The organism is Mycobacterium sp. 1245111.1, assembly GCF_001673405.1.
Lineage (GTDB): Bacteria > Actinomycetota > Actinomycetes > Mycobacteriales > Mycobacteriaceae > Mycobacterium.
Genome location: NZ_LZLV01000160.1, coordinates 1 through 15,599 on the forward strand (window position 1 = coordinate 1; position 15,599 = coordinate 15,599).

Annotated in this window: 14 protein-coding genes and 1 pseudogene; 8 read left to right on the forward strand and 7 right to left on the reverse strand. The window is 67.0% G+C overall.

Annotation, left to right across the window (positions count from 1 at the left end; translation table 11 throughout):
- Window positions 1-268 precede the first annotated feature (268 nt).
- Together A5658_RS26865 and A5658_RS26870 are read right to left on the reverse strand one after the other, a co-directional pair.
- Window positions 269-688, reverse strand: coding sequence for a cytochrome c oxidase subunit 4 (locus A5658_RS26865; protein WP_067342558.1), 420 nt, complete (start codon window positions 686-688; stop codon window positions 269-271).
- Window positions 689-714: 26 nt separating this feature from the next.
- A complete protein-coding gene (locus A5658_RS26870; protein ID WP_067342561.1) occupies window positions 715-1,770 on the reverse strand; it encodes a cytochrome c oxidase subunit II in 1,056 nt (351 codons plus the stop codon).
- A 198-nt stretch (window positions 1,771-1,968) separates the two neighbouring features.
- Between A5658_RS26870 and asnB the strand changes: the two genes are divergently transcribed.
- Window positions 1,969-3,918, forward strand: a complete 1,950-nt coding sequence (asnB, locus tag A5658_RS26875; RefSeq protein WP_067342564.1) for an asparagine synthase (glutamine-hydrolyzing) — start codon at window positions 1,969-1,971, stop codon at window positions 3,916-3,918.
- Here asnB and A5658_RS26880 read toward each other — a convergent pair.
- Window positions 3,915-4,892: a carbohydrate kinase family protein gene (locus A5658_RS26880; protein WP_067342566.1), complete on the reverse strand. Its 978-nt coding sequence runs from the start codon at window positions 4,890-4,892 to the stop codon at window positions 3,915-3,917. The genes asnB and A5658_RS26880 overlap by 4 nt on opposite strands.
- A gap of 160 nt (window positions 4,893-5,052) precedes the next feature.
- Between A5658_RS26880 and A5658_RS26885 the strand changes: the two genes are divergently transcribed.
- Window positions 5,053-5,700 carry a hypothetical protein gene (locus A5658_RS26885; protein WP_067342569.1) on the forward strand — a complete coding sequence of 216 codons (648 nt, stop codon included), beginning with the start codon at window positions 5,053-5,055 and terminating at the stop codon, window positions 5,698-5,700.
- Between the two features lie 4 nt (window positions 5,701-5,704).
- Here A5658_RS26885 and A5658_RS26890 read toward each other — a convergent pair whose 3' ends face one another.
- Together A5658_RS26890 and A5658_RS26895 are read right to left on the reverse strand one after the other, a co-directional pair.
- On the reverse strand, window positions 5,705-6,064 hold the full coding sequence (locus A5658_RS26890) for an iron-sulfur cluster assembly accessory protein (RefSeq protein WP_067342570.1): 360 nt from the start codon (window positions 6,062-6,064) through the stop codon (window positions 5,705-5,707).
- A 61-nt stretch (window positions 6,065-6,125) separates the two neighbouring features.
- A pseudogene (locus tag A5658_RS26895) lies at window positions 6,126-7,224 on the reverse strand (glycerate kinase).
- 72 nt (window positions 7,225-7,296) lie between these two features.
- On the opposite strand from A5658_RS26895, the gene A5658_RS26900 reads away from it, so the two are divergent.
- From A5658_RS26900 to A5658_RS26925, 6 genes are all read left to right on the forward strand, one after another.
- The gene (locus tag A5658_RS26900) at window positions 7,297-7,953 is read left to right on the forward strand and encodes a DUF3043 domain-containing protein (RefSeq protein ID WP_067342572.1); all 657 of its coding nucleotides are present in this window, start codon (window positions 7,297-7,299) and stop codon (window positions 7,951-7,953) included.
- Between the two features lie 28 nt (window positions 7,954-7,981).
- Window positions 7,982-8,518: a bifunctional adenosylcobinamide kinase/adenosylcobinamide-phosphate guanylyltransferase gene (locus A5658_RS26905; RefSeq protein WP_067342575.1), complete on the forward strand. Its 537-nt coding sequence runs from the start codon at window positions 7,982-7,984 to the stop codon at window positions 8,516-8,518.
- Complete coding sequence (gene cobT / locus A5658_RS26910; RefSeq protein ID WP_067342577.1) at window positions 8,515-9,564, forward strand: nicotinate-nucleotide--dimethylbenzimidazole phosphoribosyltransferase; 1,050 nt, start codon at window positions 8,515-8,517, stop codon at window positions 9,562-9,564. The genes A5658_RS26905 and cobT overlap by 4 nt, the downstream gene beginning before the upstream one ends.
- The gene (locus A5658_RS26915; RefSeq protein WP_067342579.1) at window positions 9,561-10,298 is read left to right on the forward strand and encodes an adenosylcobinamide-GDP ribazoletransferase; all 738 of its coding nucleotides are present in this window, start codon (window positions 9,561-9,563) and stop codon (window positions 10,296-10,298) included. The genes cobT and A5658_RS26915 overlap by 4 nt, the downstream gene beginning before the upstream one ends.
- Before the next feature lie 46 nt (window positions 10,299-10,344).
- Window positions 10,345-10,815 carry a RyR domain-containing protein gene (locus A5658_RS26920; protein WP_197503235.1) on the forward strand — a complete coding sequence of 157 codons (471 nt, stop codon included), beginning with the start codon at window positions 10,345-10,347 and terminating at the stop codon, window positions 10,813-10,815.
- 94 nt (window positions 10,816-10,909) lie between these two features.
- Complete coding sequence (locus tag A5658_RS26925) at window positions 10,910-13,285, forward strand: hypothetical protein (RefSeq protein WP_197503236.1); 2,376 nt, start codon at window positions 10,910-10,912, stop codon at window positions 13,283-13,285.
- Window positions 13,286-13,291: 6 nt separating this feature from the next.
- Here A5658_RS26925 and A5658_RS26930 read toward each other — a convergent pair whose 3' ends face one another.
- Complete coding sequence (locus A5658_RS26930) at window positions 13,292-14,398, reverse strand: branched-chain amino acid aminotransferase (protein WP_067342586.1); 1,107 nt, start codon at window positions 14,396-14,398, stop codon at window positions 13,292-13,294.
- Between the two features lie 87 nt (window positions 14,399-14,485).
- Window positions 14,486-15,580, reverse strand: a complete 1,095-nt coding sequence (gene gcvT, locus A5658_RS26935; protein WP_067342588.1) for a glycine cleavage system aminomethyltransferase GcvT — start codon at window positions 15,578-15,580, stop codon at window positions 14,486-14,488.
- Window positions 15,581-15,599 lie beyond the last annotated feature (19 nt).

Below are 15,599 nucleotides of genomic sequence, written 5' to 3' on the forward strand. Positions count from 1 at the left end.
CGCCGCCGTCCTGGCCGGCCTCGACACCGGGTCCGAGTTCTTCGGACTCGGGTCCTGGTGGATTCGGCCCGCTCATGATCGTCTGTCCTGTTCAACTACTTCACCGGTGTGCGCAGCACCGCGGTCGTGCGGTCGCGCGCGCCGGTGTTCCTCAATATGCCTCGCAAAACCCTACCCAACGGGATCTCGCACGACATTCTGGGCGACCCGCTCACGGATCAACTGATGCCCGGATTGTGACCTAAATGCTGCACCTGCCGGACGCCGGCTAGTGCTTCTCTGGACCCACGTAGTACTCGAAGACCAGCCCCGCGGCCGAACTCAGGATGAACACGACGCCGGCGCCGATCAGCCACGGTAGCCACAGCGCGATACCGACCGCCGCCACCGAACCGGACAGCGCGACCAAAATCGGCCACCAGCTGTGCGGGCTGAAGAAACCCAATTCCCCTGCGCCGTCGCTGATCTCAGCACCCTCGTAGTCCTCGGGACGGGTGTCCAGCCGACGGGCGACGAATCGGAAGAACGTGGCGATGATCATCGCCAGGCCGCTGGTCAGTGCCAGCGCGGTGGTCCCGGCCCACTCGATGCCGCCGGTGGCGTACAGGCTGGTGAGGATGCCGTAGAGGATCGTGCAGAAGACGAAGAACGCCGCGATGAACTCGAACAGCCTGGCTTCGATGTGCATTAGCCTTCTCTCCCCTTACCCAGTCCCTACTTACTCGCCTGCGGCGCCATCTCGCCGCGACGGGTGTCGAACGGATGAGTGGTGACTGCGACCGGAGGCTGCGCGATGGCCTGTAACGCCTGAGCGTTCGTCTTGCCGGCGATCCGCTGCTGAAGGTAGGCCTTGAAGTCGTTGGGCTGAACCACACGGACCTCGAAGTTCATCATCGAGTGGTACGTGCCGCACATCTCCGTGCAGCGGCCCACGAAGGCACCGGTCCGGTCGATCTTGGCGACCTGGAAGCGGTTGACCGAGTGGTTGGCCGCCGGGTCCGGCATCACGTCACGCTTGAACAGAAACTCCGGCACCCAGAACCCGTGGATCACGTCGGCGGAGGCCAGCTCGAACTCGATCCGCTTGCCGACCGGTAACACCAGCACCGGGATCTCGGTGCTGGTCCCGACGGTTTCGACCTTGTCGAAGTTGAGGTAGGTGCGGTCTTCGGTGTTGAGCCCACGGACTGGGCCGACCAGCTCTTCGCCGTGCTTGTCTTTGCCCTCGGGCTTGGAGACCATGGCTGCTTTGCGGGCCGCGTCGGCTCCGTCGTACTTGAGGGTGCCGTCCTTGAAGTCAACCTTCTGGTAGCCGAACTTCCAGTTCCATTGGAACGAGGTGACGTCGACGACGACCTCAGGGTCGGCTTCCAGGTGCAGCATCTTCTCCTGCACCACCACGGTGAAGTAGAAGAGCACCGAAATGATCAGGAATGGCGTCACCGTAAGCACAAGCTCGAGGGGCATGTTGTAACCGAACTGGCGGGGCAGCTCGGTGTCCGTCGCCTTCTTGCGGTGGAACGCCATCGACCAGAACATCAGGGCCCAAACGATGATGCCGACCACCAAGGCCGCGATGACGGAGCCGATCCACAGCTGCCGGTTCCAGTCGCCTTCCTCGGTGATGCCCCGCGGCCAGCCCAAGGCCAGGGCATCCGACCAGCTGCAGCCGCTCAGACTTACCGCCAGCAAGCCCAGCATGCCGACGATCGCCGGCTTGCGAAGCCTCTTCAACAAGCCCTGCGAACAGCCTGGCTCGCGAGATGTCACGGTCGCGCCTCCTGAGAATCACAAGCTGGACCGACGTCGCACATCCCCCGGTCAAGGGGACTGTCGGCTGACTCGCACGTCGAATACTACGCAGCGTAGACCACGCACGCATCGGAGCGGAGTGCAGGCCCGCCGCATTTTGCGTCACCGCTTCGCGGCATCCGTCATCGGCCGACGCTTGCGGCATACTGAGCGGCGATGTGTGGACTGCTGGCCTTCGTGGCTGCCCCGGCCGGCGACCAGCCGCCGGGTGAAACGCACGCCACCGCGGAGGCCATCGCGCAGGCGTCGCACCTGATGCGGCACCGCGGCCCCGACGAGCCGGGCACCTGGGCCGACCCCGCCGGGGCCGTCGTGTTCGGCTTCAACCGGTTGTCCATCATCGACATCGCGCATTCCCATCAGCCGCTGCGCTGGGGCCCGCCGGAAACACCTGACCGCTACGAGTTGGTGTTCAACGGCGAGATCTACAACTACCTGGAATTGCGCGCCGAACTCGCCGAACAACACGGCGCCGTGTTCGCCACCGACGGTGACGGCGAGGCCATCGTCGCCGCGTACCACTATTGGGGCGACGACGCGCTGCTGCGACTGCGGGGCATGTTCGCCTTCGCGCTGTGGGACTCCGCAACCGGCGAATTGTTCTGCGCGCGTGACCCTTTCGGGATCAAGCCGCTGTTCATGGCGATTGGGGCCGGTGGCACCGCGGTGGCCAGCGAGAAGAAATGCCTGCTGGACCTGGCCGACATGGTGGGTTTCGACACCGCGATCGACGAGCGGGCCGTGCAGCACTACACGGTGCTGCAGTACGTGCCCGAACCCGAAACGTTGCATCGCGGCGTGCGCCGGCTGGAATCGGGCTGCTCTGCCCGCATCCGCCCAGGCCACCGACCCCTGACCACCCGCTACTTCGTGCCGCGCTTCCAGGCGGTGCCGATCGCCCGCGGCACCGAGCAGGCCCGCTACGACGAGATCACCGCGGCCCTGGAGGACTCGGTGGCCAAACACATGCGGGCCGACGTCACCGTCGGGTCGTTTCTGTCCGGGGGCATCGACTCGACGGCGATCGCGGCGCTGGCGATCCGGCACAACCCACGGCTGATCACCTTCACCACCGGTTTCGAGCGCGAGGGGTTCTCCGAGGTCGACGTCGCGGTGGCCTCCGCGGAGGCGATCGGCGCACGGCATATCGCCAAGGTCGTCTCCCCCGACGAGTTCGTCGAGGCGTTACCCGAAATCGTCTGGTACCTCGACGAGCCGGTGGCCGACCCGGCGCTGGTGCCGCTGTTCTTCGTCGCCCGCGAGGCACGCAAGCACGTCAAGGTGGTGCTGTCCGGCGAGGGCGCCGACGAGTTGTTCGGCGGCTACACGATCTATCGGGAGCCCTTGTCGCTCAAGCCTTTTGACTATCTCCCCCGACCGCTACGGCGTTCGATGGGCAAGGTGTCCAAGCCGCTTCCCGAGGGCATGCGCGGCAAAAGCCTGCTGCACCGCGGATCGCTGACGCTCGAAGAGCGCTACTACGGCAATGCCCGCAGCTTCTCCGACACGCAGCTGCAGGACGTGCTGGCCGTGTTCCGGCCGGAGTGGACCCACGTCGACGTCACCGCCCCGGTCTACGCCGAGTCTGCCGACTGGGATCCGGTCGCGCGGATGCAGCACATCGACCTGTTCACGTGGCTGCGCGGCGACATCCTGGTCAAGGCCGACAAGATGACCATGGCCAACTCGCTCGAACTACGGGTCCCGTTCCTGGACCCCGAGGTGTTCGCCGTCGCGTCGCGGCTGCCGGTGGACGCCAAGATCACCCGCACCACCACCAAGTACGCGCTGCGCCGAGCCCTCGAGCCCATCGTCCCGCCGCATGTGCTCAACCGGCCGAAGCTGGGTTTCCCGGTGCCGATCCGACACTGGCTGCGCGCCGGCCCATTGCTGGAGTGGGCGCACGAAACCATCGACGCGTCGGCGACCGACTACCTGATCGACCGCGAGGCCGTGCGGCGGATGCTCGACGAACACCGTTGCGGCACAGCCGATCACAGCCGTCGCCTATGGACGGTGTTGATCTTCATGCTGTGGCACGCGATCTTCGTCGAGCACCGGGTGGTGCCGCAGATCAGCGAGCCGGTCTACCCGGTCGAGCTCTAGGCGAGAACGGCCGCGATGTCGTTGGCCGCGTCGTCGCCGTAGGCGCCCGCCAGTCGGGTCTTGGCCGTCGCGGCGTCCCAGGTCCATTCCTGGGTGCCGGTCGACTCCAGCACCAGCACCGCGACCAGGGAACCCAGCTGCGCCGAGCGCTCCAGGCTCAGGCCACCGCTGCGGCCGGTGAGGAAGCCGGCGCGAAACGCGTCGCCGACACCGGTGGGGTCGGTCGCAGCGGTCTCCGGCACCACTCCGACGTGGATGGTGGTGCCGTCACGGTCGACGATGTCGACGCCCTTGGCGCCCAGCGTGGTGACCCGAAGGCCGACCTTCTGCTGCACGTCGGCCTCCGACCAGCCGGTCTTCGACTGCAGCAGTTCCCACTCGTAGTCGTTGGTGAACAGGTATTCCGCGCCGTCGACGAGCTTGTCGATCTCCGCGCCGGACAGCCGGGGCAGCTGCTGCGACGGGTCGGCGGCAAACGGCAGGCCGAGCTCGCGGCACTCCTCGGTGTGCACCACCATCGCATCGGGGTCGTTGGCCCCGATGATCACCAGGTCGGGCTTGCCCTGGGCGGCCACGAGGTCAGCGAGCTTGATGTTGCGGGCCTCGGACATCGCACCCGGGTAGAACGACGCGATCTGGGCCATGTCCTGGTCGGTGGTGCAGACGAACCGCGCGGTGTGGGCGGACTTCGAGATCAGCACGTGGTCGGTGTTGACGCCGTGCGACTGCAGCCATTTGCCGTAGTCGCCGACGAAATCGTCACCGGCCGCCCCGACCAGCGACACGTCGCCCCCGAGTACGCCGATGGCGAAGGCGATGTTGCCGGCGACGCCACCCCGGTGGATCACCAGGTCGTCGACCAGGAAGCTCAGCGACACCTTCTCCAGGTGCTCGGCGAGCAGGTGCTCGGAGAACCGACCCGGAAACCGCATCAAATTGTCGGTGGCAATAGAACCGGTTACCGCGATCGTCACGAAACTCCACCCCTTCAAGTCCTAAGTTTGGCTATCAAAGCCTACCCGTGACCGTGGTCGGCTCTGCATCGCGGGCGAGCGCCCGCTAGCCTCCGTAGAAGACCTCGCGGCGGCCTGACGCCCCACGGCCCTGCGCCTTGCTATCCGAGGAGATCCGTCTATGCCCGGTCCGTACTCGTCGGACCACGGTGTGGGCTCTGAGGGACCGCCGTTCGCCGACACACATCCCAGTGATCCGATTCCGGCCGCCCCCGCGTTTCCGACACCGCCGCCGGCAGCCGTCTACCCGGGCCCGATGCCGCCGCCGGTGCCGTTCCCGAAGCCTCGCCGGCGCCGACTACTCGTCGCCGTCGGCGTTGCGCTGCTCGTGATCGGCGCGGCGATCGCCGGGATCGTGTACACCTCGCACCGCGCTCCGGTGGCGGCACCCGGCGCCTTCTCCGATGCGACCGCCACGTCGGCGATCCAGGGCTACCTCGACGCGCTGCAACACCGCGACACCGAGGCCATCGCGCGCAACACACTGTGCGGTATCTACGACGCGGTCCGGGATCGCCGATCCGACCAAGCCCTGGCCAAACTCAGTAGCGACGCGTTCCGCAAGCAGTTCTCCGAGGCGCAGGTGACGTCGATCGACAAGATCGTCTACTGGTCGAACTACCAGGCACAGGTGTTGTTCACCATGCGTGTGCAGCCGTCCACCGGCAGCAGTACGCGCAACGAGGTGCAGGGCGTCGCGCAGTTGATCAGCCAGCACAACCAGATACTGGTGTGCTCCTACGTGCTACACAGCGCGGGCGTGTACTGAATCGTCAGTTGAACGAGTCGCCGCAGGCGCACGAGCCAGTGGCGTTCGGGTTGTCGATCGTGAAACCCTGCTTCTCGATGGTGTCGACGAAGTCGATCGAGGCGCCCTGGACGTAGGGCGCGCTCATCCGGTCGACGGTCAAGGTCACGCCGCCGAAGTCGGCGGTGAGGTCGCCGTCGAGCGCGCGATCGTCGAAGAACAGGTTGTAACGCAGGCCGGCGCATCCCCCGGGCTGGACCGCGATCCGCAGCGACAGGTCGTCGCGCCCTTCCTGGTCCAACAGTGACTTAGCCTTGGCTGCTGCGGCGTCGGTCAAGATCACGCCGTGCGTGGTGGCGGCGGTTGACTCGTCCTGAACAGTCATTGCTTCTCCCTGAAAGTATTCGTGTGCTGATGGGTTCGCTCGAGCGATTCAACCCACCTCCTCAAAGGTACCTTGTCGCGCCGCTATTCGGAGAGTCGCGCCGCGACCTCGGCAGCCAGTCCCATCAGCTGGTTGGCGGCATCGGCCAGGGCCAACCGCACCGATCCGGCGTGATCAGAAACACCGGCAGCGCCCAGAATGCCCGCGGATTGGAAGGTCGCCTCGTCCAACTCGACCTGTCCGGCCAGCACCACCACCGGGGCCCGCGACGTTTTTGCCAGGGTTCCGATGACCTTGCCGCGCAGCGATTGCTCGTCGAATTTGCCTTCCCCGGTGATCACCAGGTCGGCGGCGGCGAGCTCAGCGGCCAGGCCGGTGTGCTCGGCGATGATCGTCGCGCCCGACTGGCACTGACCACCCATCGCGAGCAGCGCGGCGCCGATCCCGCCGGCAGCCCCCGCGCCCGACTCCGCGCTGACCGGCCGTCCGGCGGCGGCGTCCAACTCGCGAGCCCACCGTTCCAGGCGCTGCTCCAGCGCGGCCACGGTGTCGGGATCCGCGCCCTTCTGCGGGCCGAACACCCGGGCCGCTCCCCACGGCCCCACCAGCGGATATTCGACATCGCAGGCGGCGATCAGCTCCACGTCGGCGAGGCGGCGGCGCGCTGCGGGCAGGCCGCCGAGCTCGTCGACGAGCCCGCGACCCCCGTCGGTGCACGCAGAGCCGCCCAACCCGACGACGAGCCGAGTCGCATCCGCGTCCAGGGCCGCGGCCATCAGCTGGCCAACTCCCCTGCTGTGCGCCGCCAGCGCGGTGTCCGGTGTCGCCGGACCGCCGAGCAGGGACAGTCCGCAGGCCTGCGCACATTCGAGGTAGGCGCTCTGCGATGCCGGGTCTAGTACCCACTCGGCGGACACGTCTTCGGCCAGCGGTCCGTGGACGGTCAGCACGCGACGCTCCCCCAGCCGGTCGGCCAGCACGTCGACGAACCCCGGACCGCCGTCGGACTGCGGCGCGACGACGATGCGATCGCCGGGGCGGACCCGGTTCCAGCCCGCTGCGATGGCCGCTGCGGCCTCGACCGCGGTCAGGGTGTCGCCGAAGCTGTCGGGCGCGATCAGCAGACGAAGGTCCGGGCTGTCGGGCGCCGATCCGCTCATCTGAGCAACAGTAAGCCTGCCGCGGACCCGGCCGTTTTCCAGACGTGTCCGCAGCGAAGTAACCTGGCGGGCGTGAAACTGCTGGGCCGTAACAAGGACGAGGACCGGGGCGTGGCTGTGCCGACGGCCGACGTCGAAGCGCCGGCACCGCGCACCCCGCAGACCACCGCCCCCAAGGGACGGCCTACGCCGCGACGCAATGCCGGGCGCAAGGGCCCGATCGCACCGGCGCCCATGACGTCCTCGGAGGCCCGGGCCCGGCGAAAGTCGTTGGCCGGGCCCAAGCTCAGTCGCGAGGAACGCAAGCAGCAGAGTTCCGCGCGTCGAGCCGCGATGACCGAGCGGCGCGAGCGCATGATGAACGGCGACGAGCGGTATCTGCTGTCCCGTGATCAGGGTCCGGTGCGCCGGTATGTCCGCGACATCGTCGACGCCCGTCGCAACGTGCTCGGCCTGTTCATGCCGTCGGCGCTGGGGCTGATGTTCATCATGTTCGCTGTCCCCCAGCTCCAGTTCTATGTGTCCCCCGCGATGATCCTGTTGATGCTCGTCATGGCGCTCGACGGGTTGCTTCTCGGCCGCAAGGTCGCCCGCAAGGTCGATGAGAAGTTCCCCGAGGACACCGAAAGCCGTTGGAAGATTGGGCTTTACGCGGCGAGTCGGGCTTCTCAGATGCGCCGGATGCGGGCGCCGCGACCCCAGGTCAAGCACGGCGCCCGTGTCGAGTAAGCGCCCCCGCAAGGCTCATTGATCGACGGTGCGAACCTTGGTCCTCGGCGGAGTCAAGTCCGGAAAGTCCCGGTGGGCGGAGGCCGCGATCGCCGAATCGCTGGCGACGGACCAGCCCGTGCACTATCTGGCGACCGGAAAGGCCGGCGACTCCGATCCGGCGTGGCGGCAGCGCGTCGCCGAGCATCGCGATCGCCGGCCGCAGCATTGGTGCACCGTCGAAACCGATGATGTCGCAGGGCATTTGCGGCAATCACCGGACACGGCGACGCTGGTCGACGATCTTGGCGGCTGGTTGACCGCCACGCTGGATCGGCGCCAGGCCTGGGACGGCGCATCGGTCGCCGCCGACCTCGACGAACTGACAAGCGCTGTCTCAGCTTTCAGCTCGCCGCTGGTGCTGGTCAGCCCGGAGGTCGGGCTGTCGGTTCACGGCGCCACCGCGTCGGCCCGCCGTTTCACCGATGAACTGGGCACACTCAACCAGCGGTTGGCCACCTTGTGCGACCGCGTCGTGCTCGTGGTGGCCGGCCAGCCGCTGCCGATCAAGCAGCCCGGCATATGACGATGTTCGCACCGGTGACGCCGCCGGATACGGCAGCCGCGGCGGCCGCCCGCGCCCGCCAGGACACCCTGACCAAACCGCGCGGCGCGTTGGGCCGCCTGGAGGATCTGTCGGTCTGGGTGTCGTCGTGCCAAGGGCAATGTCCCCCAAGGCAATTCGAGCGCGCCAGGGTTGTGGTGTTCGCAGGTGACCACGGCGTGGCCCGATCCGGTGTGTCGGCGTACCCCCCGGAAGTCACCGCGCAGATGGTCGCCAACATGGCGGCCGGAGGCGCGGCGATCAACGTGGTGGCCGACATCGCCGGAGCGACCGTTCGGGTCGTCGACCTCGCCGTGGACGCCGACCCGCTATCCCCCCAGATCGGTGCCCACAAAATCCGGCGCGGCAGCGGTGACATCGCCACCGAGGATGCGCTTACCGAGCAGGAGACGCGCGACGCGATCGATGCCGGCCGCCAGATTGCCGATCAGGAAGTCGACGAGGGTGCCGACCTACTGATCGCGGGCGACATGGGGATCGGAAATACCACTGCGGCAACGGTTCTGGTTGCGGCGCTGACGGGCGTCGAGCCGGTCGCCGCGGTCGGCTACGGGACCGGGATAGACGATGCGGGATGGGCTCGCAAAACTGCGGCGGTGCGCGATGCGCTGTACCGCGCCGAGCACGTGTTGGCCAACCCGGTCGCCACCCTGCAATGTTGCGGCGGAGCCGATTTGGCGGGTATTGCCGGCTTCTGCGCGCAGGCCGCGGTGCGGCGGACCCCGGTGCTGCTCGACGGCATGGTCGTGACGGCCGCCGCCTTGATCGCCGAGCAGTTGGCACCGGGCGCTCGGTTGTGGTGGCAGGCCGGTCACCGGTCGACCGAGCCAGCGCACGCGCTCGCCCTTGCTCGACTCGGATTGGATCCCATCATCGACTTGCGGATGCGACTCGGCGAAGGCAGCGGCGCCGCGGTGGCGTTGCCGGTGCTGCGGGCCGCCGTGGCCACCTGCGCGTCGATGGCCACGTTCGCCGACGCCGAAGTCACCGATCGATCTACGTCGTGATCGGTTCACTGGCAATGGCTTTCGCGTTCGAAACCGTCATCCCGATGCCGTCTCGAGATCGACCATTCGGCCGTGGCGCGATGACCGCGCTGCCCGTGGTCGGCGCCGCCCTCGGCGTGTTGGTTGCCGCGGTGACCTGGGCGGGGTGGTGGGCCTTCGGCACGTCCAGTCCGCTGGCCGGTGTGCTCGGGGTCGCCACGTTGCTGGCGGTAACCCGCGGCTTGCACATCGACGGCGCCGCCGACACCGCCGACGGCCTGGGCTGTTACGGGCCGCCCGAACGCGCGCTGGCGGTGATGCGCGACGGGTCGACCGGGCCTTTCGGCGTGGCCACCGTCGTGGTGGTGATCGTCGTTCAGGGACTGACGTTTTCGACGATTCACCCGGCCGGGATCGTGGCAGCGGTGTGCGCGGGCCGGGTGGCGGCGCTGGTGGCCTGCCGCCGGGGTATGCCCGCCGCGTCCGGGAGCATGCTGGGCGCCCGAGTCGTCGGGAGCCAGCCCACCGCGGTGGTGATCGCCTGGGTGGTCGCGCTTCTGACGGCGTCCGCGGCGGCGGGCCGACACATGTGGCACGGGCCGGTCGCGGTGCTGGCGGCCCTGATCGCGTCGATGATTCTGGTGCAACACTGCGTACGGCGGTTTGGCGGCGTCAGTGGCGACGTGCTGGGCGCCGCAATCGAATTCACGACGACCGTCACCGCTGTGCTGCTGGCCGCGTTGGCGCGGCTCTAACCACGACCTCGCGGTTAGAATCGAGCCAGACCAAAGGGGGTCGACGTTGGCCAGTTCGGTGCCGATCGAGTCGGTGGCCCAGGCCATCCACGAGCGCTGGCGTCAGGACGCGATCGCCAAGGGTGATTCGGCGCCGCGATGGTGTGAACTCGACGAATCGCGCAAGGCATCGAGCCGCGACCAGGCCCGGCACATCCCCGTCCATCTGCGGGCGATCGGCTGCGTCATCGAGCCGTTAACAGACGGGCAAGCAACGGATTTCAGCTTCACCGAGAGCGAAGTCACGACACTCGCCGCCGCCGAACACGACCGATGGAACCGCGAACGCGCCGCCGACGGCTGGACGCTGGCCACCGAGAAGAACGTTGCCCTCAAGCAGACGCCGTATCTGCTGCCCTGGGAACAGCTGAACGAGCGTTACCCGAACATCGCCGCAATGGATGCGATGTTCGTCAAGGCGCTGCCGGCGATCCTGGCGGCGGCGGGCCTGCAGATCGTCCGGACCGCGGCCAGCTAGCCACACCCCGATTCCATTGGGCGCGAATTCGACCCACGGGCGCACGGATTCGATGCGATCATCGTTACTGCGCCTCGAGCAGGGAGGGAGTCGGATGCGACGCGGAGCCGCTTCTCGTTGGCTAGAAGTCGCGTTGCTGTTCCTGGCTTTGGCGATGATTGCGTGGCTGTCCGTGGTGGCCGCGGTGCACGGTGCGGACACCTGGCTGCCGACGCCGTTGAGATGGTTCGGCGGACCGGAATCGACGACGACGATCGCGATCGTGGTCACGGTGATCGTTGCGCTGTGCGTGCTGCGTTTCCGCGCACACAACGCCCGCGCATCGACCAACGTTCCGGTGGTCGTCGTGGCCGGACTTGCCGCAACCAGCGCGGTGTTGGGCGCCAGTTCGGTGTGGCATTGCAGCGATGCGACGCACCCCGCGTTCTTCCAGCCTCTGCTGTGGACCATCTCCATCGTCAAGGGCGGTGGCGGCGATTTCGCGTTGAGCAAAGGGACCTGCCCCACGACCACCCCGGACGCCCTATGGGTTGCCCGCCTCGCCGCGGACGGTGCGATCTTCACCGGTCTGGCCGGCGTGGTCATCGCGCTGTTCCGATCTCAGGTGGATCGTCTCCGTGTCAGGCGTGCCCGTTCGGTGACCGCGGTCATAGGCGTGGATGACGAGAGCCGCTCCATGATCAAGGCGATCGCTACCACAAATCGGTCGAAGGCACTGGTTGTCATCACCAATGGCCCCGACGACCCAGGGGCACAGGAGGCCCGGCTGCACGGTGGACGGGTGCTGTCGATCGACCTCAGCGATCCCGAATCGTTGGCGGCACTTTCGCTGTGGCGCAGACTCGATCGGCTTTACCTACTGTCGCCCGATCCGCCGACCAATCAACTGCGGCTCGATGTCATCACCCGCGCACTGACGAAAGTTGGTCACCGACAACGGCTTCCGCTTACTGTACGGGTCGATGACCCGTGGCAGGCCGAGGCATGGCGCGCCGAGCAACTCGGCGGAACGGATACTCGATGGGCCGCCGACGCTGTCGGGCGCTACGAGGTCACCGCACGGTGGTTGCTCGAGAACATCATTTCGCTCGGCAGCATCGAGCGTGTTTTCGTCTGCGGCGCATCGGAGTTGACGCTCGCCCTATGTGCCGATATGACCCGTCGAAAGTTGGAAAGCGACTACTACTCGGATCCAGAAGCCAACGCGTTGCCCGCCGTCAGCCTGGTCAGCGAGGAGGCCGACGAATACCTGCAGGACCACGAATTTCATCGCCGCCAGCTCGGATTCGCTTCAGCGGGACCGATAGTCGACGCCTGCCCGCAGCAGCCGTCGATGTCGGCGTTGATGCGCCTGATCGGCGACCGCGGCGGGCCCAACAATGCCGTGATTTTCGTCGACGACCAATTGCACGGACCGTCGAACGCGCGGTCGACCGGCACGCGGTTGGCCGCGCGTTTTCCGACGATGCCCATTTACATCTGGGATGCCGCGGCGCAGACGACGTCCGATCCGTTGCCCATCGTCGGGCGCCTGCGCACCTACCGCCTGGCCCTCGACATTCCAGAGGGGCAGGCGCAAGACGTCTGGGAACGCGCAGCGCGGCTGATTCACCAGCGCTATGTGTCTTCGCTCGAACCCGATCCGAACCCGCCCCCGGTACGGCTGCCGTGGCCCGAGCTGAATGACTTTTACAAGGATTCAAATCGACGTCAGGTCGCCAACGCGCTGTGGATGGTCGAGAAGATCGCCGAGCACACATGGAACACCTGGGGCGACCCGCCGACCCAGCTCGGGGTTGACGAGATGAACAAGTTATCGCCGTTGGAGAAGCTGGCGCACATGGGCTTTGACCACGATGCCGCGATGAAGATGGCCAAGGCCGAGCATGAGGATTGGTGTCGCTTCCTGCGCCACAACAAGTGGGAATACGACCCCGTCCGCGACGACGAACACCGCAAACACAACAAGCTGATTGCCTGGCCCTCCGACGATCCGGAAACTCAGACCGCTGCTGAAAAGGACGTCGTCAACGCCTCGGTAGCGAGTCTCGCGGCCACCCTGTGGAGCCTTCGCCAGCTCGGCTTTCGCTCACGCCCGGTGTGGCAGCGGTTCACTCGCGTCGGGACGGTCATCGCCGAGCAACAGAACGCACCGTGGACGTGGACATCGGACTCCGGCCACACCATGCACGCCAATGCCGGGGATTGGCGTCTTCGGGCCGACGGTGAGACATGGTCGGTGCGCGACAAGGAATTTCGGGCCAGCTACAAGCACGTCGACGGCGATCAGTGGCGAAGGCACGGAACCGTTTCGGCCCGTCCGGCACGGCCAGGCGAGATCATCGAGACGCTCGAAGGTCCCAACACCGCCGGCGACGGCGACTGGGTGGTCCGGGGCGAGAGCGGCGAGCAGTGGCCGGTCCCGGCCCAGGAATTCGCCGAGCGATATAAGGCCGAGGGAGACGGCTGATCGCGCTCAGCCCAGCCGTGACATCCAGCCGTGCGTGTCGGCGAAGGTGCCGCGCTGGATCCCGGTGAGGGTGTCGCGCAGTGCCATCGTCACCTCGCCGGAATCACCGTTGCCGATGGTGAATTCGTTGTCGCCGTATTTCACGTGCGACACCGGGGTGATGACGGCGGCGGTGCCGCAGGCGAACACCTCGGTGATCTCGCCGTCGGCGGCCTTCTTCTGCCACTCTTCCATGTCGATCTTGCGCTCTTCGATGGCGAAGCCCGCATCGGTTGCCAACTGCAGCAACGAATCTCGGGTGATACCGGGTAGCAGAGAGCCGGACAGCTCGGGTGTGACCAGGCGCGCCGACCCGCCGCTGCCGAACACGAAGAACAGGTTCATGCCGCCCATCTCCTCGATGTAGCGGCGCTCGACAGCGTCCAGCCACACCACCTGCTCGCACCCGTTCTCGGCCGCCTCGGCCTGGGCGACCAGCGATGCGGCATAGTTGCCACCGAACTTCGCGGCACCGGTGCCGCCCGGGCTTGCCCGCACGTAATCCGTTGAGACCCAGACAGTTACCGGCTTGATGCCGTTCTTGAAATAAGCCCCCGCCGGCGAGCCGATCACCATGTAGCGGTACTGCTTGGCCGGTCGAACTCCCAATCCCGGCTCGGTGGCGAAGACGAACGGCCGCAGATACAGCGACTCCTCGCCTCCGGCCGGCGGCACCCAGGCGCTGTCGACGGCGATCAGCTGGCGCAGCGACTCGAGGAACAGCTCGTCGGGCAATTCGGGAATCGCGATCCGCTGGGCCGAGTTCCGCAGCCGCGCGGCGTTGGCCTCGGCGCGAAACGACACGATCGACCCGTCCGCCCAGCGGTAGGCCTTGAGTCCTTCGAAGATTTCCTGCGCGTAGTGCAGCACGATCGCCGACGGGTCCAACTCGATCGGTCCGTACGCGCCGACCCGAGCGTCGTGCCACCCGCGGCCCTCGGAGTAGTCGATCGACACCATGTGGTCGGTGTGATACCTGCCGAAGCCGGGGTCGGCGAGGATCGCTTGGCGTGCGTCGTCACTGGCCGGGTTTGCGGTGCGGGACACCGTGAACTCGAGGACGTCGCTGGTCATTTGCGCCGCTCCTCCTCACTGGCGGCGCTCATGCGACGCATGGTCGAGTCGCCGGCGCTGGTCATCAGGCGATTGTATAACCGGGCGCTAGCGAGTTTTCGCCTCGACAAAGGGCGGCTTGACCACTTCGCACTCGATGCCACGCCCGCGAACGTCGACGGTGACGTGCTGACCGTCCTCGATGCCGGCGTCGACGTCGATGAGCGCAAGCGCGATACCGATTTTCAACGTCGGGGAGAACGTGCCCGAAGTGGTGACGCCGACGACTTCGTCTCCGTCGAGCACGTTGAGGTCGGACCGAAGCACGCCGCGGCCGACTGCCTTCAGGCCACGCAGCAACCGCGGCGGGCCCGCCTCCTTCTCCGCCATCAGCGCGTCGCGGCCGAAGAACGCGTTCTTCTTCCAGCCGATCGCCCAGCCGCAGCGGGCCTGCAGCGGCGAGATGTCGGCCGAGAGTTCGTGACCGTGCAGGGGATACCCCATCTCGGTGCGCAGCGTGTCTCGTGCGCCGAGACCGGCCAGCTGCCCGTCGGCGCGCTTGACCGCGTCGAGCAACGCATCGAACACCGCCCCTGCTGAGTCCCACGGCGGCAACAACTCGTAGCCGTGCTCGCCGGTGTAGCCGCTGCGGCATACCCGAACCGGTACGCCGGCCAAATCGGCGTCGGCGTAGCCCATGTAGTCCATCTCGGTGGGTAATCCGAGTCCGCTGAGCACCTCCGGCGACCGCGGTCCCTGCACGGCCAGAACGGCGTAGGACCGATGCTCGTCGGTGATGGTGATTCCTTCAGGCACAGCATCTTTCAATGCAGCCACGACGGCGGCGGTGTTGGCGGCGTTGGGCACCAGGAATATCTCGTCGGACGAAACGTAATAGGCGATCAGATCGTCGATGACGCCACCGGATTCGTTGCAGCACAACGTGTATTGGGCCTTGCCCGGCTGGATCCGGTTGAGGTCGTTGGTCAGCGCAGAGTTGACGAATTCCGCCGCCCCGGGACCCTTGACCAGCGCCTTTCCCAGGTGGCTGACGTCGAACAGGCCGACGGCGTTACGGGTCGCGGTGTGCTCGGCGACGGTACCGGCGTACGACACGGGCATCAGCCATCCGCCGAACTCGGCGAAGCTCGCGCCCTCTTCGCGGTGGCGGTCCTCCAGCGGTCCCTGCAGCAGTTCGGTCATCGGCGCTGCTCCTCCCCAT

What these genes read in the sequence shown, in the direction of transcription:
- A5658_RS26865 (WP_067342558.1), bottom strand. Translation starts at nt 688, where the DNA reads ATGCACATCGAAGCCAGGCTGTTCGAGTTCATCGCGGCGTTCTTCGTC.
- asnB (WP_067342564.1), top strand. Translation starts at nt 1,969, where the DNA reads ATGTGTGGACTGCTGGCCTTCGTGGCTGCCCCGGCCGGCGACCAGCCG.
- A5658_RS26885 (WP_067342569.1), top strand. Translation starts at nt 5,053, where the DNA reads ATGCCCGGTCCGTACTCGTCGGACCACGGTGTGGGCTCTGAGGGACCG.
- A5658_RS26890 (WP_067342570.1), bottom strand. Translation starts at nt 6,064, where the DNA reads ATGACTGTTCAGGACGAGTCAACCGCCGCCACCACGCACGGCGTGATC.
- cobT (WP_067342577.1), top strand. Translation starts at nt 8,515, where the DNA reads ATGACGATGTTCGCACCGGTGACGCCGCCGGATACGGCAGCCGCGGCG.
- A5658_RS26925 (WP_197503236.1), top strand. Translation starts at nt 10,910, where the DNA reads ATGCGACGCGGAGCCGCTTCTCGTTGGCTAGAAGTCGCGTTGCTGTTC.
- A5658_RS26930 (WP_067342586.1), bottom strand. Translation starts at nt 14,398, where the DNA reads ATGACCAGCGACGTCCTCGAGTTCACGGTGTCCCGCACCGCAAACCCG.
- gcvT (WP_067342588.1), bottom strand. Translation starts at nt 15,580, where the DNA reads ATGACCGAACTGCTGCAGGGACCGCTGGAGGACCGCCACCGCGAAGAG.